This is a genomic window from Bradyrhizobium sp. HKCCYLS20291 (assembly GCF_051167715.1).
Classification (GTDB): Bacteria; Pseudomonadota; Alphaproteobacteria; order Rhizobiales; family Xanthobacteraceae; genus Bradyrhizobium.
This window is the reverse complement of sequence record NZ_JBNPTO010000011.1, coordinates 109,352-131,465: the sequence shown is the minus strand read 5'-3', so window position 1 is coordinate 131,465 and position 22,114 is coordinate 109,352. Positions and strand designations below refer to the sequence as shown.

At 66.3% G+C, this 22,114-nt stretch carries 25 protein-coding genes; 19 read left to right on the top strand and 6 right to left on the bottom strand.

Annotated features, from left to right (window positions below; genetic code table 11):
* Positions 1-15: 15 nt before the first annotated feature.
* The 4 genes from ACQR07_RS23445 to ACQR07_RS23430 are packed head-to-tail and all read left to right on the top strand — an operon-like array spanning position 16 to position 3,516.
* A complete protein-coding gene (locus ACQR07_RS23445) occupies positions 16-1,017 on the top strand; it encodes an L-threonylcarbamoyladenylate synthase (protein ID WP_434904491.1) in 1,002 nt (333 codons plus the stop codon).
* Between the two features lie 18 nt (positions 1,018-1,035).
* Positions 1,036-2,463 carry an FAD-binding oxidoreductase gene (locus tag ACQR07_RS23440; protein WP_434904490.1) on the top strand — a complete coding sequence of 476 codons (1,428 nt, stop codon included), beginning with the start codon at positions 1,036-1,038 and terminating at the stop codon, positions 2,461-2,463.
* A gap of 6 nt (positions 2,464-2,469) precedes the next feature.
* On the top strand, positions 2,470-2,925 hold the full coding sequence (locus ACQR07_RS23435; RefSeq protein ID WP_434904489.1) for a GNAT family acetyltransferase: 456 nt from the start codon (positions 2,470-2,472) through the stop codon (positions 2,923-2,925).
* Between the two features lie 9 nt (positions 2,926-2,934).
* Positions 2,935-3,516, top strand: coding sequence for an NUDIX domain-containing protein (locus ACQR07_RS23430; protein WP_434904488.1), 582 nt, complete (start codon positions 2,935-2,937; stop codon positions 3,514-3,516).
* Between the two features lie 159 nt (positions 3,517-3,675).
* Here ACQR07_RS23430 and ACQR07_RS23425 read toward each other — a convergent pair whose 3' ends face one another.
* Entirely contained in the window at positions 3,676-4,446 is a 771-nt protein-coding gene (locus ACQR07_RS23425; protein WP_434904487.1) for an SOS response-associated peptidase, read from the bottom strand.
* 62 nt (positions 4,447-4,508) lie between these two features.
* Between ACQR07_RS23425 and ACQR07_RS23420 the strand changes: the two genes are divergently transcribed.
* The 4 genes from ACQR07_RS23420 (at position 4,509) to ACQR07_RS23405 (ending at position 6,412) form a co-directional block, all read left to right on the top strand.
* A complete protein-coding gene (locus ACQR07_RS23420; protein WP_434868482.1) occupies positions 4,509-5,060 on the top strand; it encodes a hypothetical protein in 552 nt (183 codons plus the stop codon).
* 66 nt (positions 5,061-5,126) lie between these two features.
* On the top strand, positions 5,127-5,546 hold the full coding sequence (locus ACQR07_RS23415) for an NUDIX hydrolase (protein WP_434904486.1): 420 nt from the start codon (positions 5,127-5,129) through the stop codon (positions 5,544-5,546).
* A gap of 52 nt (positions 5,547-5,598) precedes the next feature.
* Positions 5,599-5,994, top strand: a complete 396-nt coding sequence (locus tag ACQR07_RS23410) for a TIGR02301 family protein (RefSeq protein ID WP_434904485.1) — start codon at positions 5,599-5,601, stop codon at positions 5,992-5,994.
* A 151-nt stretch (positions 5,995-6,145) separates the two neighbouring features.
* Entirely contained in the window at positions 6,146-6,412 is a 267-nt protein-coding gene (locus ACQR07_RS23405) for a hypothetical protein (RefSeq protein ID WP_434904484.1), read from the top strand.
* A 935-nt stretch (positions 6,413-7,347) separates the two neighbouring features.
* Here the strand turns inward: ACQR07_RS23405 and ACQR07_RS23400 are convergent.
* On the bottom strand, positions 7,348-7,728 hold the full coding sequence (locus ACQR07_RS23400) for a winged helix-turn-helix transcriptional regulator (RefSeq protein WP_434904590.1): 381 nt from the start codon (positions 7,726-7,728) through the stop codon (positions 7,348-7,350).
* Positions 7,729-7,917: 189 nt separating this feature from the next.
* Here ACQR07_RS23400 and ACQR07_RS23395 point away from each other — a divergent pair, with 189 nt between their 5' ends.
* The 3 genes from ACQR07_RS23395 to ACQR07_RS23385 all read left to right on the top strand — a co-directional run bounded on the left by ACQR07_RS23395 (position 7,918) and on the right by ACQR07_RS23385 (position 10,125).
* Positions 7,918-8,559: an SDR family oxidoreductase gene (locus ACQR07_RS23395; RefSeq protein ID WP_434904483.1), complete on the top strand. Its 642-nt coding sequence runs from the start codon at positions 7,918-7,920 to the stop codon at positions 8,557-8,559.
* 16 nt (positions 8,560-8,575) lie between these two features.
* Entirely contained in the window at positions 8,576-9,193 is a 618-nt protein-coding gene (locus ACQR07_RS23390; RefSeq protein WP_434904482.1) for an FMN-dependent NADH-azoreductase, read from the top strand.
* Between the two features lie 218 nt (positions 9,194-9,411).
* On the top strand, positions 9,412-10,125 hold the full coding sequence (locus tag ACQR07_RS23385) for a hypothetical protein (protein ID WP_434904481.1): 714 nt from the start codon (positions 9,412-9,414) through the stop codon (positions 10,123-10,125).
* 128 nt (positions 10,126-10,253) lie between these two features.
* Here ACQR07_RS23385 and ACQR07_RS23380 read toward each other — a convergent pair whose 3' ends face one another.
* Together ACQR07_RS23380 and ACQR07_RS23375 are read right to left on the bottom strand one after the other, a co-directional pair.
* Complete coding sequence (locus tag ACQR07_RS23380) at positions 10,254-10,727, bottom strand: AAA family ATPase (RefSeq protein ID WP_434904480.1); 474 nt, start codon at positions 10,725-10,727, stop codon at positions 10,254-10,256.
* Between the two features lie 201 nt (positions 10,728-10,928).
* On the bottom strand, positions 10,929-11,372 hold the full coding sequence (locus ACQR07_RS23375; RefSeq protein ID WP_434904479.1) for a CBS domain-containing protein: 444 nt from the start codon (positions 11,370-11,372) through the stop codon (positions 10,929-10,931).
* Positions 11,373-11,825: 453 nt separating this feature from the next.
* Here ACQR07_RS23375 and ACQR07_RS23370 point away from each other — a divergent pair, with 453 nt between their 5' ends.
* A complete protein-coding gene (locus tag ACQR07_RS23370; RefSeq protein ID WP_434904478.1) occupies positions 11,826-12,344 on the top strand; it encodes a protein phosphatase CheZ in 519 nt (172 codons plus the stop codon).
* 229 nt (positions 12,345-12,573) lie between these two features.
* Here ACQR07_RS23370 and ACQR07_RS23365 read toward each other — a convergent pair whose 3' ends face one another.
* A complete protein-coding gene (locus tag ACQR07_RS23365) occupies positions 12,574-13,908 on the bottom strand; it encodes a dihydroorotase (protein WP_434904589.1) in 1,335 nt (444 codons plus the stop codon).
* Between the two features lie 198 nt (positions 13,909-14,106).
* On the opposite strand from ACQR07_RS23365, the gene ACQR07_RS23360 reads away from it, so the two are divergent.
* From ACQR07_RS23360 to ACQR07_RS23330, 7 genes are all read left to right on the top strand, one after another.
* The gene (locus ACQR07_RS23360; protein ID WP_434904477.1) at positions 14,107-14,991 is read left to right on the top strand and encodes a YgfZ/GcvT domain-containing protein; all 885 of its coding nucleotides are present in this window, start codon (positions 14,107-14,109) and stop codon (positions 14,989-14,991) included.
* A 9-nt stretch (positions 14,992-15,000) separates the two neighbouring features.
* A complete protein-coding gene (locus ACQR07_RS23355) occupies positions 15,001-15,630 on the top strand; it encodes a DNA-3-methyladenine glycosylase I (protein WP_434904476.1) in 630 nt (209 codons plus the stop codon).
* Entirely contained in the window at positions 15,627-16,244 is a 618-nt protein-coding gene (locus ACQR07_RS23350) for a YfbR-like 5'-deoxynucleotidase (RefSeq protein ID WP_434868495.1), read from the top strand. Before ACQR07_RS23355 ends, ACQR07_RS23350 begins: the two co-directional genes overlap by 4 nt.
* Position 16,245: 1 nt before the next feature.
* A complete protein-coding gene (locus ACQR07_RS23345) occupies positions 16,246-16,485 on the top strand; it encodes a hypothetical protein (protein ID WP_434904475.1) in 240 nt (79 codons plus the stop codon).
* The gene (locus tag ACQR07_RS23340) at positions 16,482-16,706 is read left to right on the top strand and encodes a hypothetical protein (RefSeq protein WP_434868497.1); all 225 of its coding nucleotides are present in this window, start codon (positions 16,482-16,484) and stop codon (positions 16,704-16,706) included. The genes ACQR07_RS23345 and ACQR07_RS23340 overlap by 4 nt, the downstream gene beginning before the upstream one ends.
* Before the next feature lie 119 nt (positions 16,707-16,825).
* Positions 16,826-17,332, top strand: a complete 507-nt coding sequence (locus ACQR07_RS23335) for a tyrosine phosphatase family protein (RefSeq protein ID WP_434868498.1) — start codon at positions 16,826-16,828, stop codon at positions 17,330-17,332.
* Positions 17,333-17,566: 234 nt separating this feature from the next.
* On the top strand, positions 17,567-20,248 hold the full coding sequence (locus tag ACQR07_RS23330; protein ID WP_434904474.1) for a DUF2339 domain-containing protein: 2,682 nt from the start codon (positions 17,567-17,569) through the stop codon (positions 20,246-20,248).
* Positions 20,249-20,251: 3 nt separating this feature from the next.
* On the opposite strand, the gene ACQR07_RS23325 is transcribed toward ACQR07_RS23330, so the two are convergent.
* Positions 20,252-21,940, bottom strand: a complete 1,689-nt coding sequence (locus ACQR07_RS23325) for a methyl-accepting chemotaxis protein (protein WP_434904473.1) — start codon at positions 21,938-21,940, stop codon at positions 20,252-20,254.
* Between the last annotated feature and the right edge of the window lie 174 nt (positions 21,941-22,114).

Here is a 22,114-nt window from a genome sequence, read left to right as displayed (position 1 = left end):
CGTCCCGTACCCCTGATGTCCGCAACCGACACCATCGCAGTGACCACCACGATCCTGCCCGCCGACGCGCCTGGGCTTGCGGCGGCTGCGGCGGTGTTCGCGCGTGGCGGGCTGGTCGCGTTCCCGACCGAGACCGTCTACGGCCTCGGCGCCGATGCGGCGGATGCTGCGGCGATCGCCCGCCTCTACCAAGCCAAGGGCCGGCCGGCGTTCAATCCGCTGATCGCCCATGTCGCAGACCTCGCGGCCGCGCGGCGAATCGGCCGCTTCGACGCCACGGCCGAGCGCTTCGCCGCTGCGTTCTGGCCGGGACCTCTGACGCTGGTGCTGCCGCAGGCCGATGGTTGCCCGGTCGCCGACCTCGCCACCGCGGGCCTCGACACCGTGGCCATCCGCGTGCCCGCGCATCCGGTCGCGCGGGCGCTGCTGGCGGCGTTCGGCGGCGCCGTGGTGGCGCCGTCGGCCAACATCTCCGGCCACGTGTCGCCGACCACGGCCGCGCATGTGGCCGCCGATCTCGCCGGACGCATCGACCTGATCCTGGATGGCGGCCCGGTCGAGGTCGGCGTCGAATCGACCATCGTCGGCTGTTTCGGCGAGCCGACGCTGCTGCGCCCCGGTGGCGTCCCCAGCGAGGCGATCGAGGCGGTGCTCGGCCGTCCTCTCGCTAGGCCCGCCGCTGCCGAGGCGCACGCGTCCGAGCAGCCGCTCGCGCCAGGCATGCTGGCCTCGCATTACGCGCCGCGCGCCACGGTCCGCCTCGATGCGAGCGCGGTCGCGCCGGGCGAAGCCGTGCTCGCGTTCGGTCCCGTGACTTTGCCCGGCGCCAGCGACGCCGCCGCGATCCTCAACCTCTCGCCATCCGGCGATCCGGCAGAGGCGGCGACGCATCTTTTCGGCTATCTTCGCAGCCTCGATGCCAGCGGCGCCCGCAGCATCGCTGTCATGCCGATCCCTCATGACGGGCTGGGCGAGGCCATCAACGACCGGCTGCGCCGCGCGGCGGCGCCGAGATAACATTGGAAGCAAGCCACGATGAACATCAGCCAGCCTGCCCTGCCGCCGCTGTCGCCCGAGTTGATCGCGCAATTCACCGCCATCGTCGGCGAGCGCCAGGCGCTGACCGCGGAGGCCGACGTTGCGCCTTACGTCACCGAAGAGCGCAACCTGTTCCACGGCCGTTCGCCGCTGGTGCTTCGTCCGGGCTCGACGGCCGAAGTCGCCGCGATCTGCAAGCTCGCCAGCGCGCATCGCATCGCGCTGGTGCCGCAGGGCGGCAACACCGGCCTCGTCGGCGGCCAGACGCCGCACAATGGCGAGGTCGTGGTGTCGCTGAAGCGCATGGACAAGATCCGCGACGTCGACACCGCCTCCAACACGATGATCGCCGAGGCCGGCGTCGTGCTGCAGGTGGCGCAGCAGAAGGCCGCCGAGGTCGACCGGCTGTTTCCCCTGTCGCTCGGCGCCGAGGGCAGTTGCACCATCGGCGGCAATCTCTCGACCAATGCCGGCGGCACCGCCGCCCTTGCCTATGGCGTCGCGCGCGAGATGGCGCTGGGCGTGGAAGTCGTGCTGGCTGACGGGCGGGTGCTCAATGCGCTGTCGAAATTGAAGAAGGACAACACCGGCTACGACCTGCGCAACCTCTTCATCGGCGCCGAGGGCACGCTCGGCATCATCACGGCGGCGAGCCTGAAGCTGTTCCCGAAGCCGCGCGCGATCGAGACGGCGTTCGTCGGGCTGAAGTCTCCCGAGGATGCGCTGAAGCTGCTCGCGATCGCGCAAGCCGAGGCGGCGGGCAACCTCACCAGCTTCGAGCTGATCGCACACATCGCGCTCGACTTCTCGATCCGCAACGCCGCCGGCAACCGTGCGCCGCTTGCCGGCCAGCATCCCTGGTTCGTGCTGATGGAGTTGTCGTCGTCGCGTGACGACGCCCGCGCCACGCTCGAGACCATTCTCGAGCAAGGCCTCGAGGACGGCATCGTCGACGATGCCGCGATTGCCGACAGCCTGGCCCAGCGCATGGCATTCTGGAAGCTGCGCGAGGACATCTCCGCGGCGCAGAAGCCGGAGGGCGGCTCGATCAAGCACGACATCTCGGTGCCGGTCGCGGCGGTGCCGGCGTTCATCGCGGAGGCCAACGCCGCCGTGGTGAAGCTGATGCCCGGCGCACGGCCGGTGCCGTTCGGCCATCTCGGCGACGGCAACATCCACTACAATGTCAGCCAGCCGATCGGCGCCAATACAGCGGACTTCCTGGCGCGCTGGCACGAGGTCAACGCGGTCGTGTTCGAGATCGTGCTGCGCATGGGCGGCTCGATCTCGGCCGAGCACGGCATCGGCGTGCTCAAGCGCGACGAGTTGCCGGACGTCAAGGACCCGACTGCGATTGCGCTGATGCGCGCGATCAAGGCACAGTTCGACCCGCTGGGGATCATGAATCCCGGCAAGGTGCTCTGATCGCCCATGGATACCGCAGCCTCTCTCGCGATCTCCGACATCACCGATGCCGACGTGCCCACTGTCATCGCGCTGTGGCACCGTTGCGGCCTGACGCGGCCGTGGAACGATCCCGCCGCCGACATCGCGCTCGCCCGCCGCGGCGACAGTTCGAACGTGCTCGTCGGCCGCGCCGGCGGTGCGATCGCGGCGTCCGCCATGGTCGGCCATGACGGCCATCGCGGCTGGGTCTACTACGTCAGCGTCGACCCCGATCACCGCGGCCACAGTCATGGCCGCGCCATCATGGCCGCCGCGGAAGACTGGCTGCGTGCGCGCGGCATCGTCAAGCTGATGTTGATGGTGCGCGGCGACAACACCAAGGTGCAGGCGTTCTACCAGGCGCTCGACTATGCCGTGCAGGACAGCGTGGTGTTCTCGAAATGGCTCGATGGCCGTCCACCCACGCCGGGCATGAAGTAGAGGTTCAGCATGAGCATCTCCGATCGCATCCGCGTGCATGAGAGGCGCGTGCTGTCCGATCACTACGGCACGCTGAGCTCGACCAGATTCGAGTGGCGGCGCGACGACGGCACCTGGCAGATGCAGAGCCGCGACGTGTTCGACCGCGGCAATGCGGCGGCGATCCTGCCGTACAACCTCGCGCAGCGCAGCGTCATCCTGGTCAAGCAGTTCCGCTACCCCGCTTTCGTCAACGGTTACGACGAGCTGCTGATCGAGGCCGCCGCCGGACTGCTCGACGATGCCTCGCCCGAGGAGCGCATCCGCCTCGAGGCCGAGGAGGAGACCGGCTTCCGCCTGCACGACGTCAAGTTCGTGTTCGAGGCGTTCATGAGCCCGGGCGTCGTGACCGAGAAGATCCACTTCTTCGTCGCTGCGTACGAGCCGCACATGCGCGTCAGCGCCGGCGGCGGGCTCGCGCATGAGGGCGAGGAGATCGAGGTGATGGAGGTCTCGATCGACGAAGCGCTGGCGATGATCGGCGACGGCCGCATCCAGGACGCCAAGACGATCATGCTGCTGCAGCATGCGGCGCTGAGGATTTTCAAGTAAAGCCACGTCCCCGTCTGGTCCTGATGGTTTCCGCTGTCGTCCTCCGCGGAAGCGGGGGACCCAGTATTCCACGGCTGCTCGATTCAACACGAGAAGCCACGGCGTACTGGATCCCCGTCTTCGCGGGGATGACGACCTTCTCTGTCGATACAGCCCGCCTCAGAACAAGCTCCCCTGCCCGTCATCCGCCGGTGCCGTTGCAGCCTTGCGCGATGCAGCTTTCTTGGCCGGCTTGCGCTGCGCGTCTTCCGCCGCGCGCATCTCCGCGGTCATCGGCAGCAGCAGTTGCTCATCGTCGTTGGCCACCGCGTTGACGCGGGTCGAGACCTCGTACCAGGCGAACTCGCCCTCGCGCGGCGCGACCAGCAGTCGCATCACGTCGCTGGCGTCATCGGCGCTGCAGTCGAGCCACAGCGAAAAATCATCCGGCCTGATCGTCACGGGAACACGGTGATGCAGCGTCGCGAGATCGGCGCTCGCGGCCGCCGTGATGATCGCGACGGTGTCGACCTCCTCGCCGTTCGGCCCCATCCAGGTCTCGGCCAAGGCGGCGAAGCCGAGCGGCGCGCGGTCGGCGCGGTGGATGAAGAACGGCCGCTTGCGGCCGTCGATCACCTGCCATTCGTAATATCCATCAGCGGGCACAAGCACCCGGCGCCGCCGGATCGCATTCTTGAACGCAGGCTTGTCGCGTACGGTCTCCGAACGCGCGTTGATCACGAGCGTAAAATTACGGGGATCCTTGACCCACGACGGCATGAAGCCCCAGCGCATCAGGCGGAAGTGCCTGACCTCCCGATCCAGGAAAACTACGGGAATCGGCTGCGTCGGGGCGATGTTGTGCCGTGGCGGAAAGTTGGGCTGTTCCTCGTAGCCGAACATCCGCCTGAGCGCAGCGGGTGGTGAAGTGATCACGAAGCGTCCACACATAATCTCACTCAAATGACGGTGTGTTCAGCACCTTTTAACCGGGGTTGGGAACACTGCGCCGGATGACCGCAGTGGCCCCACACCCCGTGCAGACTGATCGCACGACCCAGCGCACGACGGGCGCCATCGATCCGGCACGAGCCGCGATCCTGCGCGCGGCGAACATCAATCCGCGCACCGGGCTCGCCACCGACTACCTGAATCATTTCAACGAAGCCGTGATGCTGCTCGAAATGATTCCCGACATTCCGGAATGCGCCGAGGATTTCCTCGCCTGGTCGCCGCTGACCTATCCAGAACATTTCACCCACACCAATTTCAAGGCCCGCGATCTCGTTATCGAGGCCTATGAGCAGGCCGAGCCGGCGATCCGCGACCGCTTCGACCATCTGACCAAGACCATGACCGACATCCTGCTCGCGGTGGGCAGCGCGATGCGCGAGGCCACCAAGGACGGCACCAAGGCCAAGCTCGCCGAGCAGGCGGCGGGCTGGGTCAAGCCGCTGGTGTCGCAGGCCGGCGGCATCATCAACGGCGACATCGAGTTCGATCCGGAACCGGTGTCGGAAGTCGACGAGGTCGACGCCGTCGACGCCATCATGGCGAGCTTCTAACATCGCAGGGCGCTGCGCGCGGTCTTCACGTTACAGTGCAGACCCCTCCTGGAGCCGCCCCGAGCCATGACCGCCCAAACTCCGCCCCGCCATCCCCAGCTCGCCGTCAGCGCCGCCATCTTCCGCGATGGCCAGATCCTGCTGGTGCGCCGCGCCCGCTCGCCCGCCAAGGGCGTCTACACCCTGCCCGGCGGACGGGTCGAGTTCGGCGAGAGCCTGCACACAGCGCTCACGCGCGAGGTGATGGAGGAGACCGGGCTTTCGATCGCCATCATCGGCCTGGCCGGCTGGCGCGAGGTGCTGCCGGCGGACGGCGGCGGCGGCCATTACCTGATTCTGCCATTTGCCGCGCGCTGGCAGGCCGGCCTCCCCAGGCTCAACGAGGAGCTCGACGACGCCCAGTGGCGCGCGCCCGATGCGCTCGACGGCCTCCAGCTGACCGACGGCCTGCCCGGGATCATCGCCGCCGCCCGGGCACTGCTGTAGCCGCCTTCCAGGCGCCTCCAGCCGCCTTGCGTCCGCCGTCCGGCGCGGGCATATGACGGGCGTGTTTCCGATCGTAGCAAAGCGCCTCCTGGCCACCCTCATACTCGTCACGGCGTGCGCCGCCCCCGTGCGGGCGCAGGACGCGGCCGCGCCGTTCGACGGCGATCTGCAGCGGCTGTCGGAGATCCTCGGCACCCTGCACTACCTCCGCGGCATCTGCGGCAGCAACGAGGGCGCCAAATGGCGCAACCAGATGCAGGCGCTGATCGATGCCGAGACCCCGTCGGGCGAGCGCCGTGCCCGCATGATCGCCGGCTTCAACCGCGGCTATAACGGCTTCCAGCAGACCTACCGGACCTGCACCCCGGCGGCGATGGTCGCGATCCGCCGCTACATCGACGAGGGCTCGAAGATCTCGCGCGACCTCACGGCGCGCTACGCCAATTGACCGGACGCACTTATCCCCGTTTGTGTTAACCTTGTTAACCTATCCTAAAGAACTGGCCTAGGCGTCCGCGCCTCGCGTGGTAATGCTTACGGGTCCGGCGCACCCGCGTTCGGATTTCCTTGCCCCTCGCGGCTCCGCCAGACTGAATTCAATGAGCTTTCCCGTCACATTCAGCGCCTATCCCGACGTGCTGCCCGATCACGAGCAGAAGCAGGCTGCGCTCAGCTACCTCAACGAAGCCTGGGCGGAAGCGCGCCACGACGGCGTCGACGGCGACTGCCTGGCGCAGGCCAGCCTGTTCGCGGCGCTCGCCGAACTCGTGACGACCTATGGCGAGGACGCCGTGGCGACCTTCGTCGAAGGCTTCCCCGAGCGCATCCGCAACGGCGAATTCTCGCTCGCCCGGGCCACGCAGTAGCGCTGACGATTTCAACGCTTCGCGCTTAGCCTCGTAGGGCGGGCAAAGGCGCGCCGCGCTGCCGCTATCCCGAGCTGACGCGCGCGCCGTGCCCACCACCGCACCCCGCCTATGCCTCACGACGGTGGGCACGCGACCGCCCTTGCGGGCGGCTGCTTTGCCCACCCTACCGCGCGTCGCCGGCATCGGCGATCATCTGCACAAATGTCAAATAGCGTGGGACATGTTTCGTCGTCCTCGCGGCGCGATGCGTCCGAGCGATGACCGACGTTCGTCCCTCGATTAGTCGAGGGCGCAGGGAAGGCTGGGCGTCGGCTGACGCCCATGGCCCCCGTGCAGGCAAAAAGCACGGGGCAGGAACCACAGGTGCAGCCGGATGAGCCCAGCCTCCCCTGCGCGATGGGTTTAACGCTTATCTCGCGCTCTCCCTGGGGACCGGCTTGATTGCCCCCATCGCCTGCGCCGACGCTCTCGCATCATGCGCTGGCTTGACCTCGGCATCGGGAGGCCAGGACCACACGACTTCACGTCCGCATCGAGATCGTTCGTCCGCGCGGACAAAGCCACGCTGCAACCCGACACGTCCACCGCCTCCCCGCCTCGCGTCTCGTGACGACCGCGCGTACGCCCCTCTCGTTGAGGCGGGATGGAGGGAAGATAGACACGATTTCTTAAAACGCGAAAGCGCTTTTTTCGACTGAAAGATGCGGAAGACGCGATCGCATTGAGACAACGGAGAATATTTTCCGCTTCGGTAAATGGCTTTGTGTAGTTGCCGCGGCGGATAGCGTCGTTGTCACAACTAAAGTCGCGCACTGATTTGCCCGACGGGCGGCCCGGCGCGGCAAGCGTCGAGCCAAAATGTCCTAGAAAAAACGCGTTGCTTACTCCAGACGGACGCGCCTGGCTGGTGCACATTCACCTTGATCTTCTTATCAGTGATGAGCTGCTTGATCGTGTCGGGCCCGAAAACTTTCGATTTCGCTCATGTGATCGACCACCCAAGTCGCCAGCTGCATCAACGGTCCAGCAAGCGATTTCCCTAGATCAGTCAGACTGTACTCGACTTGAGGCGGGACGCTCGGATGAACTTTCCGCGTCACCATCCCGTCGCGCTCCAGCGCCTTGAGCGTACGGGTGAGCATCTGCTGCGAAATCCCACCTATCAAACGCTTCAACTCATTAAAGCGGCGGGGCTGCTCGACCAGCATGGTGATCGCGAGAATGGTCCACTTGTCGCCCATGCGGCCAAGGACCTCTTTGACTGGTCCGCAGCTGGGATACGTTCCGGGCTGGAGTGGAATGGGGGCGGTCATACGCATGTGACTAGGCCTCAAAATTTTACGTTCTTGTCTATGGGGCAGTCTACCCCAATCATCTAGTCAACGAAACACACCAACGACGAATGCATGTATGGCCGACAGAAATGACACTTTCCAACCTTGGCACCAGCACCGCGATCGGTGTGGCTCCGCCTCGCAACGTTGAAACCGCGAGAAAGAGCAATGAAGATTTCGCTATTCGGCGCAACCGGTCCGACCGGACGGCACCTCATCGAGGAGGCACGCAGGCAAGGCTACAGCCTGTCGGTCTATACGCGCGATGCCGGCAAGCTGAAGGACTACCAGGGGAAAATTGAAATCGTTGTCGGCGACCTTACGAACGTAGAGGCGATGGCCGAGTGCATCCGTGGTTCTACGGCAGTCATCAGTGCACTTGGACCCAACAGTCTCAAGATCAAGGGCAACCGGCCGATCATGCACGGTGTCAGCAACATCGTCTCGGTCATGAAAGAGTTGGGTGTTCATCGCCTCATTCAAATTTCCACGGCGAGTTATCGCGATCCAAAAGATCGCTTCGATCTCAAGGCCCACTCGTTTTTGATGCTGTTCAAGCTGATTGCGCGCAAGGGCGTAGACGACATCAGAGCAACGGCCGAATTGGTTCGGGATTCAGGACTGGACTGGACCCTGGTGAGGATTCCAAATCTCAAGGACGGCCCGGCCAGCGGGACCATCGACGTCGGCTGGTACGGAAAGTCCAAGCTCGGCACGAAACTGTCGAGAGGCAATCTCGCAAAGTTCCTCGTCGAGCAGGTTCCGAACAGGGAGCTCGTTCGCGCGGCTCCTGCAATTGCCAATCACTAAAGACCAGGGAGTAAGCATGACCAACATCCTCCTCATCACATCGAGCCCACGCAGTGCCGAAGGCCTGTCCAGCCGCTTCGCGGCTGAGATCGCCGAAAGGCTCAAGGCTCATTCGGGCGCCACGCTGACGACGCGCGATGTTTCGGCGGAGCCGCCGCCGCATATCACTCCGGCCTATATCAATGGCCGCTTGGCGTCGCTGGAAGAACGTACGCCGGAACAGGCGCAGGCGGTCGGGCTCGCCGAAGCGCTGGTCAATGAGATCAAGGCCGCCGACACAATCGTCATCGGTTCGGGCATGATCAATTTCGGTCCGTCCTCGCAACTCAAGGCATGGATCGATCACATCACATGGCCGGGCGTCACGTTCAAATACGACCAGAACGGCCCAAAGGGTCTACTGTCCGGCAAGAAGGTCTATCTCGTCGTGGCGAGTGGTGGCGTTTTCTCGGAAGGAGAATACGCGTCGTTCGACTTCCAGACCAACTACCTTCTCCATCTGCTGCGCTTCATCGGGTTGACCGATATCGAGCTGATCCGTGTCGAAGGGACCTCTTACGGGCCCGAAGCCGTAAAGGCGGCTATGGCCTCGGCTGAAGCTCAAATCCGCACTGCGCTCCAAGGCGCCGCCTGATATGGTTGCCGAAAGGGCAACGTTTGGGTCCGGCGAGCCATCTGGCTTTGGCTCGTATCGAACTCATAGGCCGCCTTGTTCGTGCATCGCGGCGCGTGCGGTTCAGCGTTGGGTGTTGTATTCACGACCCATGGTCGGATGCCTATGCGAAGCCCTGGCCTGTCTGGCGGCGTGCGAAGCCGTTCAGGCGCTGTAACGGGTGACTTGAGAGGCCACCGATGAAAGACTTTCCCCCCGCCCTGCACCACGACCCCATCGCGCAAATCGGACCCGATCTGTTTTGCGCGCGCGGCACGATCCCGATCAACGCGCTCGTGACCATTTCGCGCAACATGACGATCATTCGCCGCGGCGATGCGCTGACGCTGGTCAATTCCGTTCGCCTCGCTCCCGACGAACTGGCCAGGCTGGAGGCGCTCGGGCGGGTCGCTCATGTCTTGCGTCTTGGGGGCGCCCACGGACGCGACGACGCCTTTTACGTCGACCGTTATGGAGCGCGATTCTGGGCTCAACCGGGCGGGACTCGCTTCACCACCCCGCCGATCGACGCGCCCTTGACCGATCTCGGCGAACTGCCGTTCGACGGCGCCCAACTGCTGGTCTTCGCTGGCGCGCGCATCCCCGAGGCGGCACTGCTGCTTCGCTCTGGTGCGGGCGTGCTCGTGACCTGCGATGCGCTTCAGCACTACGGCGACTTTTCGAATAACAACTTGCCGGCACGGATCGCAATGCCGTTTCTCGGCTTCAAGCGCACGACGCTCATCGGCCCGATCTGGCTCAAGGCGGCGACGCCTCATGGTGGCAGCCTCAGGACCGATTTCGACCGATTGCTCGATCATGATTTCGATGCGCTGTTTGCGGCCCACGGCACCTTCCTTCCCACCGGTGCGAAAGCCGCCGTCCGCGCCGCGATCGCGACGACCTTCGGATGATGGGCCGGGGATGAAAGCCCCCTGCACTACTTAGAATCCCGAAACCAACGTCCCCGGCATCGGCTGGACAGAACGGAGATGGACCACTCTTCCGATCCTCGACGCGGGCAGCTTGGAGCCAACGTGGTTCAGCATTGCCTGACTTCGATCCGATCCTCATCGTTCTGCAGGGGCTCGAAGCGGCTCTTGAGCGTCTCGAATGTGTGCCGGACGATGAGCGAGCTGCCGTCGAGATGCGTGTTGCGCTTGTCGATGCGGCGCCAAGCTTCGTCGTCCGGGCACGCGAGACGATAGAGTCGCACGGCCGCTCCCGACGCCGCGGCGGTCGCCCTCGTCTCGTCGCGCTCGCGTCGCGTCCAGAAGCCGCAATCGAGCACGACATCCACGCCGAGTTCGACACACCTCGTCCATTGCGCGTCGAGCAGCTTCGATACCCTCCGATGAAACTCGGCGAACTGATCCACCGGCGGATCATCGCCGTACAAACTCGTCATCCATTCGTCGTGGCTGAAGCGGATGGCCGGTAGCTCCTGCTCCAGGCGGCGCGCAAAGGTCGTCTTTCCGGCACCGAGATAGCCGTGGATCAGGTGTGCGGTGGCCATTCTGCTGTCCCCTGTCGCGTTCGAAGGGACGGGCCGGCCGCAAGGTTCGTGAGCCGATTGCAGACGGACCGGGGCGACCTTGTCATTCGTACTGCTGAAACCCGAAACGTCGACGGCCGCCCCGCCTCGCGCGACGACCGTACACGCGCCCCCCTCGTTGAGGCGGGATGCTTGGAGCGGGGAACGGCTCCGCGTCGTCCGTCAGCCGCCGGGGCCGTCCTTCATGATGTAGCCCATCAGATCGTCGACGTTGTGCTCCAGGTCCATGATGATGTTCTTGACGACGTCGCCGATCGAGATCACGCCCACGACCTTGCCATCATCCAGCACCGGCAGATGGCGAAAGCCGCGCTGCGACATCAGGGCCATGCAGCTGTCGAGGCGATGGTCCGGCTTTACCGTCACCGGATTGGCCGTCATCACCTGGCTCACCGGCGTCTGCTTCGCATCCAGCCCGGGCAGCAGCACCTTGATGGCGCAGTCGCCCTGCGTGACGATGCCGACCAGCACGCCGTCGTCGATGACCAGCACCGAGCGGACCCGGTTGTCGCGCATCTGGCGCAAGGCGTCGACGACCATGTCGCCGGACCGAACATGGATCACGGCGCCGCTCTTCTGGGCCAGCCCGCTTCTTACTGTGGTCATCGATGTCCCCCCGTGGGCCCCCGTCCTGCCCGCCTTGATGGTCTGCGGGGCAGGATAGTCGAAATTACCGGCCTCGTCAGCACCGCTGCCGATGCAGTCAGCCGGCCCATGAACCGAACATGGGTCGGGGGTCCGACGCGGCCGATCGATGCTTTTGCAGCCTGCCGTCGCGTCCGGGAGCGGAACCCTCGGGCCGGGCGACCAATCTCGCGTTCGAAACCCTTCACCATGTCCAGGCTTCTGACGGGAATGAACATGCGCCTTTAACGAAATCGGGGAACAATCGGTGGCTGAGCTTCACCTCGCTGACGACGGGAGCTCTCGATACCGCGTCGCGAGCTGGTCACCGTCGAACCGAAATCCGAAACGCCCTCACAGAGGGGCAGACCGGGCCTGCAACTGTCGCACGAAGTTTCACTCAAGGAAACGTTAAGGAAAGATCGGGGATTTCTGATGATTGCGCCAGAAGAAGAGAGGATGCTGAAGACGCTCTTGGTCGAGATGTTCGGCAACATCAGCAGCATGCGGCGGGAGCTCGCCGCTCTTCAGGGCGACAAGGGCAGCTTCGCGTCGATGACCGACACCCTCGACGCGATCGTGGAAAATACGGAAGTAGCCGGCAACACGATCCTCGAAAGCATGGAGTCGATCAGCGCCAGCGTCGGGAAGCTGCAGGGCGTCAAGGACCCGACGACCGTGGCGGTCTGCGACGAGATCGTCGACAGCACCAACAAGGTGTTCGAGGCGTGCGCCTTTCAGGACCTCACTGGGCAGCGCATCACGCGCGTGGTCAAGTCGCTCAAGTTCATGGAGGAGCACATCAACCGGCTCGTCCGCATCTGGGGCAAGGATGAGCTGGCGCGGATGGCCGCCGAGCTTGCCGCTCCCTCCACCGCGCCAAGCCTGCTGAACGGGCCGCAGCGTACGGGCGTGGCGATTTCCCAGGACGACATCGACAAGCTGTTCGGGTGAGCTATGGCGGGGCGCGATGGCCGCCCCGCGTCATTGCGAGCAAACAATTCAGAGCGCGGCCGTAGGGTGGGCAAAGCAGCCGCCCGCAGGGTGGTTGCGTGCCCACCATCCATCAGCGCGCGCGGCACCAATGGTGGGCACGGCGCGCGAGGGCGTCGAATTTGGCGCAAGCGTCGCGCGTGCGCCTTTGCCCACCCTACCGCTGTGCTCGTGACTGCGCCGCGCGACCTTACGGCCGCAGCGTCTCCATGAACCTCACCGGCTCGCCCGTCGCCGGCGTCAGCAGCTCGCCCTGCCACATCACGCGCTGGCCGCGGACGAAGGTGCCGACCGGCCAGCCCCTCACGCGGACGCCGTCATAGGGCGTCCAGCCGGCTTTCGAGGCCACCCATTTGTTGGTGATGGTCTCGCTGCGCTTGAGGTCGACGATCGTGAGATCGGCGTCGTAGCCGGCGGCGATGCGGCCCTTGCGGGCGATGTTGTAGATGCGGGCGGGGCCGGCGCTGGTGAGGTCGACGAAGCGAGCGAGTGACAGCCGGCCCGCGTTGACGTGGTCGAGCATGATCGGCACCAGCGTCTGCACGCCGGTCATGCCGGACGGCGAGGCCGGATAGGTCTTGGACTTCTCCTCCGCCGTATGCGGCGCGTGGTCGGAGCCGAGGATGTCGACGATGCCCTGGTGCACGCCCCACCAGATGACATCGCGATGATCGACTGATCGCACCGGCGGATTCATCTGCGCGTAGGTGCCGAGACGCTCGTAGCACTCGGGCGCAGCGAGCGTGAGATGATGCGGCGTCGCCTCGACGGTGGCGACGTCCTTGTGATCGCGCAGGTACACGATCTCTTCCTTGGTCGAGATGTGCAGCACGTGGATGCGCTTGCCGGTCTCGTGCGCGAGATTGACGAGGCGTTGCGTGGCGCGCAGCGCCGCCTCCTCGTCGCGCCACACCGGGTGCGAGCGCGGGTCGTTCTCGACGCGCAGGTTCTTGCGCTCGTTGAGGCGATATTCGTCCTCGGCGTGGAAGGCGGCGCGGCGGCGGATCACCTGGAAGATGCGGCGCAGTGAGTCGTCGTCCTCGACCAGCAGCGAGCCGGTGGAGGAGCCGACGAACACTTTCACACCGGCGCAGCCCTCGGCGCGCTCGAGCACCGGCAGCTGATCGACGTTCTCGCGGGTGCCGCCGATGAAGAACGCGAAGTCGCAATGCATGCGATGCCGGCCGGCTGCGACCTTGGCGGTGAACGCCTCCTCGGTCACCGTCAGCGGATTGGTGTTGGGCATCTCGAACACGGCGGTGACGCCGCCCATCACGGCGCTGCGCGAGCCGGTTTCGAGATCCTCCTTGTGGGTCAGGCCGGGCTCGCGGAAATGCACCTGGGTGTCGATCACGCCGGGCAGCACGTGCAGGCCTTTGCAGTCGATGAGCTCGGCGGCCGACGCGGCGCTGAGATCGCCGATCTCGACAATGCGTCCATTCGAAATGCCGACGTCGCGGACGCCCTCGCCGTCTTGATTGACCACGGTGCCGGATTTCAGAATGACGTCGAACCGCGCGCTCATGAAGCCCTCATAGGATTTCATTCTCCCGATCACCCCAAGGCAGTTGGATCATGCTGCGCGCCTGCCCATTTGCTGGCCGTTTGGAAGGTGCGCGTCTCGATCTTTAGAATGAAGCCACCGCAGTGCGGCGTTTCAGCCTTGTGGTTTATGCCAGCGCGGCTTACGTTTCGGTGCGGCCTGTCGCAAGAGGTTTTTCGAATGAAGGCGACGTTTCTCGACGACCGGGGCGTGGTCCAGGTCAGCGGCGACGATGCACGCAAGTTCCTCAACGGTCTCTTCACCACGGATGTCGGCAAGCTCCATCCGGGCGAGGCCCGGTTTGGCGCATTGCTGACGCCGCAGGGCAAGATCGTCATTGATTTCCTGGTGACCCAGGTGCCCGCAAGCGAAGGCGGTGAGCGCTTCCTGCTCGACTGTCCGCGCGCGCTGGCGCAGGCGCTGACCGACAAGCTCAACGTCTACAAGCTCCGCGCCAAGGTCGGGATCACCAACCTGTCGGACCAGCTCGGCGTGATCGCGATCTGGGGCGGTGCGGTCGCAGCGGCCTCCGAATTGTCGTTCGTCGATCCGCGCCACGGCGACCTCGGCCTGCGCGTCATCGCGCCGCAGGCCGAGCTCGGCGGCATCGCCGCGCAGGCCGGCGCCGAGGTGGTCGGCGCGGACGCCTATGAGGCGCATCGCATCGGCTGCAGCGTGCCGCGCGGCGGGCTCGACTTCATGTATGGCGACGCCTTCCCGCACGAGACCAACATGGACCTGCTGCACGGCGTCGATATCGGCAAGGGCTGCTATGTCGGCCAGGAGGTCGTCAGCCGCATGCACCACCGCGGCACGACGCGCACGCGCGCGGCACAGGTGCTGCTCGACGGCCTAAGCCCGGAGCCGGGCACGCCGATCACCGCCGGCGACAAGAGCGTGGGCACGATGGGCTCGGCCGCGCAGCAGAAGGGCATCGCACTGCTGCGCATCGACCGCACCACGGAGGCGATCGAGGCCGGCACGCCGCTCACGGCGGGCGGCCTGACCTTGCGCGTCGCCGATCTCGACGCCCTGCAGGGCGCGCCGAAGCAGACGGTCGCCTGAGCTGTCAGCATGGGTCGCGCCGCTGTCGTCCATCCCGATGGCCTGACGCGCTGCCCCTGGCCGGGCAGCGATCCGCTGTACGTCGCCTATCACGACACCGAGTGGGGCGTTCCCGAATATGACGACCGCGCGCTGTATGAGAAGCTGATCCTCGACGGCTTTCAGGCCGGGCTGTCGTGGATCACGATCCTGCGCAAGCGCGACAATTTCCGCCGTGCGTTCGACGATTTCCAGCCGGAGAAGATCGCGCGCTATTCCGACAAGAAGATCCACGCGCTGATGAACGATGCCGGCATCGTGCGCAACCGCGCCAAGATCGAAGGCACCATTCTCAGTGCGAAATCCTGGCTCGACATCCAGGACAAGGGCCCCGGCTTCTCGAAGCTGCTGTGGGACTTCATGGACGGCGCGCCCAAGGTGAATGCGTTCAAGACCACCGCGAGCGTGCCGGCCTCGACGCCATTGTCGATCAAGGTCTCCAAGGAGCTGTCGTCGCGCGGCTTCAAGTTCGTGGGGCCCACGATCGTCTACGCCTTCATGCAGGCGACGGGGATGGTCAACGACCATCTCGTCACCTGCTTCTGCCACCAGACCTGCAGCGGCAAGCGCCGCGCCCCGCGCCTCAAGCCACCCAAATGACGAGCGACAAGCCCGCGAGCGGGCAGGACCGTGTCTGGCAGCGCATGCTGTCGGGACGGCGGCTGAACCTCATCGATCCCTCGCCGCTCGATGTCGAGATCGCCGACATCGCGCACGGCCTGTCGCGCGTGGCGCGCTGGAACGGCCAGACGTCGGGCGCGCACATCTTCTCGGTGGCCCAGCACACGCTGCTGGTGGAAACGGTGATGCGCGCGAAGAAACCCAACATCGATGCGCGGCTGCGGCTCGCGGCGCTGCTGCACGATGCGCCGGAATATGTCATCGGCGACATGATCTCGCCGTTCAAGGCGGTGCTCGGCGGCAGCTACAAATCCGTCGAGAAGCGGCTGCTCGGCGCGATCCACATCCGCTTCGGCCTGCCGGCCGAGCTCGCGCCTGAGATCGAGCGCCAGATCAAGGCGGCGGATCGCGGCTCGGCCTATCTGGAAGCCACCCGGCTCGCCGGGTTCTCGGAGAGCGAGGCCAAGCGGCTGTTCGGCCGCGACCCCGGCCTGCCCGAGGCCACCGTCACCGACTATCTGACGCCCTGGAGTGCCGCCAAGGCGGAGAAACGGTTCCTGACGCGGTTCAACTTGGTGCTGGGATCGTGCTGAGATGCCGCTGACGCCGGACGAGCGCCGCAATGAACGGCTGAGGCTGCTGGCCAACTGGGTCAACACGCTGGCGACCGCGATCGTCACCGCCGGAACATTCGTGCCGCTCGCCCAGTTCGTCTACGGGGTGCTGCCGCCGGGGACCCCCGCCACGCTGATTTACGGCTCCGGCGTGGTTTGCATTGTCACCGGAGTGCTCATACATTTGCTGGGTCAGTGGATCCTGGGAGGTCTTCGATGACCACGCACCAGCTCGTTGCCCTGAGCTTTCCGCTCCTGACCGCCCTGGCCGTCGCCATGGTGGCCCTGCTCGTGCGCCGTCCCTGGGCCGAGAAGCCCGTCGAGGTGTCGTCGGCGAGCCGTGAGCGTGTGCTCGATCACCTCGAGCGGCTGAACGCCGAGATCGAAGGCAAGGCGCATCTGGTGCGGCAGGAGCTGCGGCAGCTCAAGAACACGCGCTGAGGGCGCACGACCCTCGCATGCGGCGGCGCGCACATATGCGCCTGCCCCACGGCGCCCCTCCAAAACGCGCCTTTGCCCTCGTGCCGCCGTTCGTATAATGGGGCGTCCAAAGGCACCTCATGATCCACGTCTGCTCACTCGCCGCCCTGCCCGAGACCGTGCGCCTGACCGGCGCCAGCCATGTGCTGACCATCATGGCCAATGTCGAACAGGTGCAGCGGCCGGAAACCATCCGGCCCGAGAACCATCTGCGGGTGTCGGTCGACGACATCACCGAGCAGCTCCCGGGCTTCATGGCGCCGGGCGAGGGTCATGTCACCCAGGTGCTGGATTTCGTGCGCGGCTGGGACCGCGCGGCGCCGCTGGTCATCCATTGCTATGCCGGCATCAGCCGCTCCACCGCCAGCGCCTTCGCGGCTGCCTGCGCGCTCAATCCGCACCGCGACGAGCTGGACATCGCCTGGGCGATCCGCGAGGCGTCGCCGATCGCCTCGCCCAACCGCCTGATCGTCAGCCTCGCCGACCGCGCGCTGGGCCGCCAGGGGCGCATGGTGCGCGCACTGGACGCGATCGGCCCGGGCGCGATGATGGTCGACAGCCAGCCGTTCCGGATCGATCTGGACTGAGCTCCACACGGTCGTTCCAGGCCGCAATCTGCAATCCGGAGCACCGGCAAGTAGCGCCATACCTGCGCGGCTTGAACTTCCCTTCTCCCGTTTGACACTCAAGGAACTGCAGCCATCGTGACGGCACATCCGTGCCGGCCGCCGATTCGCTGCGCACGTCACAGGGGCCGCAAGGCCCCTGTTCCCTCCCCGATGACGCCGGCGGCGCCATCGAAGTCAGGACTGTTTCCTTTGATGTTCGACTGGCCCCTGGACTGGATCGCCCTCCTGGCCGCGCTCGCGGCGCTCGTCATGGCCCGCCGGACCTCCGTGCGGCTGACCGACATGGAGGCCAGGCTCGCCAGGCTGGAAATCGCCCGCCCTGTCGCAGCGCCCCAGGTGGCGGCCGCACCGCCGCTGAGCCCGTTCCAGGAGCCCGCCACGGCCGCACCGATGCCGCCACCCTTGCCCGACCTCGCCGAGCCTGCCCTGCAGCAAGCGGATCTCACGGCCGACGCGCCGGCCGCTGATCACCCGCCGTTCGTGCCGCCGCTGCCGCAGCCGGCGGCCGGCTTCGAGGAGACCATCGGCACCCGCTGGGTGGTGTGGATCGGCGGGCTGACGCTCGCGCTCGGCGGCTTCTTCATGGTGCGCTACTCGATCGAGGCCGGCCTGGTCGGCCCCGAGGTCCGCGTCGCGCTCGGCGCGCTGTTCGCCGCCGCGCTGCTGGCGGCGGGCGAATGGAGCCGGCGCAAGGAGAGCATCTCGCAGATTGCGGCGCTGCCGATCGCCAACATCCCGGCGATCCTCACCGCGGCCGGAACGGCAGTCGCCTTCGCCACCATCTACGCGGCCTACGCGCTGTATGAATTCCTGCCGCCCGCGATCGCCTTCGTGCTGCTCGGCGTCGTCGCGCTGGGCACGCTGGCGGCGGCGCTGCTGCATGGCCCGGCGCTGGCCGGGCTCGGTCTCGTCGCGGCGTTCACGACGCCGGTGCTGGTCTCGACCGGGCAGCCGAACTACTGGGCGCTGTACATCTATCTCGCCATCGTCACGGCGGCCGCGTTCGCGCTGGCGCGCGTGCGGCTGTGGCGCTGGCTGGCGATGACCACGATCGGGCTGTCGTTCCTGTGGACCCTGCCCGGCCTCGACGCGGGCGTCGAGACGGTCGCGCCGCACGTCTTCCACGTCGTCACGGGCTTCGCGCTGGCGGCGCTGATCGTGGCCTGCGGCTTCATGTTCGGGCCTGCAGCCGATAACGACGAGGTCGAGCCGATCTCGTCGGTGGGGCTTGCCGTCTATCTGCTCGGCGCGATGCTCGTCGTGCTCGCGAGCTTCCATGACGGCCTGGCGCTGATCGGCTTTACGGTGCTGGTCGCCGCGACGCTCGCGGTCGCCTGGCGCGCGCCGAGCGCGGCCGGAGCGGTCGCGGCTGCGGCGGGGACCGTGTTCGTCGTGTTCGTCGAATGGGCGCTGCGCGACAATCCGGACCTGCTGGTGCTGCCCGGCGGCGCGCTGCCCGGCATGGGCCCGAACCCGCTCGGCGCATCGGTCACGTCGCATCTGGTGACGGCGGCGATCTTCGCGCTCGGCTTCGGCGGCGCCGGCTTCCTGGCGCAGGGACGTTCGGAGAACGCGGTCGTGCCGGTGGTGTGGTCGGCGGCCGGCGTGTTCACGCCAACAGCGCTGCTGGTCGCGCTGTACGCGCGCATCGCCCATCTCGATCGCTCGATCCCGTTCGCGATCGTCGCCGTCGTGCTTGCCGCCGCATTCGCCGCCGCCACCGAAGCGCTGACGCGGCGCGAGGAGCGTCCCGGCCTCGGCGCCGCGATCGCGCTGTTCGCGACCGGCACGCTGGGCGCGCTGGCGCTGGCGCTGACATTCGCATTGGAGAAGGGCTGGCTGACGATCGCGCTGGCGCTGATGTCGCTCGGCACCGCCTGGATCTTCCAGAGCCGGCCGATCCCGTTCCTGCGCACGCTCGCTGCTGTCTTCGCCGGGCTGGTGGTGTTCAGGATCGGCTACGATCCGCGCATCGTCGGCGCCGATGTCGGCACCACGCCGATCGTCAACTGGCTGCTGTGGGGCTACGGCGTGCCGGCGGCCTCGTTCTGGGGCGCGAGCTATCTGATGCGCCGCCATGGCGACGATGCGCCGCTGCGCGCGGTCGAGGCCGCCGCGATCCTGTTTACGACGCTGCTGGCGTTCCTGGAGATCCGCCACGCCGTCAATGACGGCGACATGCTGGCGGCGCCCTCGCTCGCCGAAGTGGGACTCGACGTCTGCGTCGCGCTGGCGCTGGCGATCGGCCTGGAGCGGCTGCGCGAGCGCAGCGGCAGCATCGTGCACGACATCGGCGCCGCGATCCTCGCCGGCATCGCTGGCGGCGCGACCGTGCTCGGGCTCCTGCTGTTCGAGAATCCGATGATCTCGGACGTCGCGATCAGGGGCGGCATCCTCAACATCCTGATCCTCGCCTACGCCTTCCCCGCGGTGCTGATGCTGCTGTTGTCCTACGCTGTCGCAGGCCGCCGCCCGCCCGCCTACGGCAACACGCTTGCCGCCGGCGCACTGGTGCTGGCGCTGTCGTATGTGAGCCTGGAGATCCGCCGCATCTATCACGGCCCCAACCTGATGAGCGGCGTGACCAGCGCGGCCGAGCAATACACCTATTCGCTCGCCTGGCTGGCCTTCGGCGTGGTGCTGCTCGGCATCGGCGTCATCGTGTCGTCGCAGCGCGCCCGTCTGGCGTCGGCGATCGTGATCGCGCTGACGATCCTGAAGGCCTTCCTGGTCGACATGTCGGCGCTCACCGGGGTGTGGCGCGCGCTGTCCTTCATCGGCCTCGGCCTGGTGCTGGTCGCGATCGGGTGGCTGTACCAGAAGGTGCTGTTCCGGCGGCAGCAACAGGCGCCGCCGGCTCAGCCTGTGGCGTGAGCGTCAGGCCACCCGGACCGACTGCAGGAACGTGGCGACCTCGCGCTTCAGCCGGTCGCTGTCTGTGGCCAGCGATTGGGCTGCCTGAAGAACATGCGCCGACGCCTGACCCGTCTCCGACGCGCCGCGCTGCACGTCGACGACGTTCGACGAGACCTCCTGCGTGCCCTGCGAGGCCTGCTGGACGTTGCGCGAGATCTCCTGCGTCGCCGCGCCCTGCTCCTCCACCGCCGCAGCGATGGCCGACGAGATTTCCGACAGCTTCTCGATCGTCGACGAGATCGCCTTGATGGCGCCGACCGATTCCTGCGTCGCGGCCTGGATGCCGGAGACCTGCTGACCGATCTCGTCGGTCGCCTTGGCGGTCTGCTCGGCCAGCGCCTTCACTTCCGATGCGACGACCGCGAAGCCGCGGCCGGCCTCGCCGGCGCGCGCCGCCTCGATGGTGGCGTTCAGGGCGAGCAGGTTGGTCTGGCCGGCGATGGTGTTGATCAGCTCGACGACGTCGCCGATGCGCGCGGCCGCCTTGGTCAGCTCGCCGACGCGATCATTGGTCATGCGCGCCTGCTCGACCGCCTCGTTGGCCATGCGGGCCGATTCCTGCACCTGACGGCTGATCTCGGTGATCGAGGAGGACAGCTCCTCCGTCGCAGAGGCGACGGACTGCACGTTGGTCGAGGCTTCCTCGGACGCGGCCGCGACATGGGTGGAGATCTCCTGCGAGCGCGTCGCGGTGGACGACAGCGCCCCGGCGGAATGCTCGAGCTCGGTCGAAGCCGACGACACCGTCTGCACGATCTCGCCGATCGTCGCCTCGAACTGGCGCGTGATGTCATCGACGCGCCGTCCGCGCTCGATCTTGGCCTGGGCATCCCGGGCGGCGAGCTCGTCGGCCTCCTTCTTGGCGATCAGCGCTTCCTTGAACACCTGCAGCGTGTCGGCCATCGCGCCGATCTCGGTCGGCTCGCCGCGATGCGTCACCTCGGCGCTCAGGTCACCCTTGGCGAGCTCCTGCATCGGCCTGATGATCGAGGCGATGCCATGCGAGACGTTCTGCACCAGATAAAAGCCGACCACGATGCCGGCGACGATCACGGCAGCAATGATCGAGACGACCAGCCACAACGCACGCGAAAAACTGTCGGCAGCCTGCTTCGTCGCGATCTCGGCGCCCTTGTTGTTGAGCTCGATGCTCTGGATGAAGTACTTGTCGGCGTCGCGTGCGATCGCGGCGGCCGACTTCTCCAGCAGTTCGGTCGCCTCCTTCGGAGCGCGTCCGACGCTCTTGTTCGATTCGTCCATCACCTGCTTGATGGCGACGACGTATTTCTCCCAGGCCTGCACCCAGTTGTTGTAGATCGCGCGTTCCTCGGCCGACGTGATCATCGACTCGTAGGCCTTGCGGTCCTTGTCGATCGCCGCGAGAACTCCGTTGACCCGCGTGCCGCCGGCCTGCTTGGCTTCGGCCGTGTCGGCCATCACATGCGCGCGCAACGCGATGCGCAGCAGGTTGATGTCGGCCCGCAACTCACCGACGGTGCGCACGCTGGGCAGCCAGTTGGTCGCGATATCGACCGTGCTTGCGTTGATGGAATGCATGCTGGTCACGGCGAGGACGCCGAGCCCGGACATGGTCACCAACATGAAGGCGATGACCGCAATGATCTTCGTGCGAATGGACATTTTTGACACCGGTCGACCCCAGATGGCTGTGCGGCTATTGCCGCTCACTGCCGACACTCGGGACGATCCGTCCAGGCGTGGGCAGCTGATCGGGGCCTTAAGCGGACGTTCCCCGACGGGAACCATTTGCAGATAAAGCAACCAAATATAGGTTAAGCCCATCAGCCGTAGGAATACGGAGAC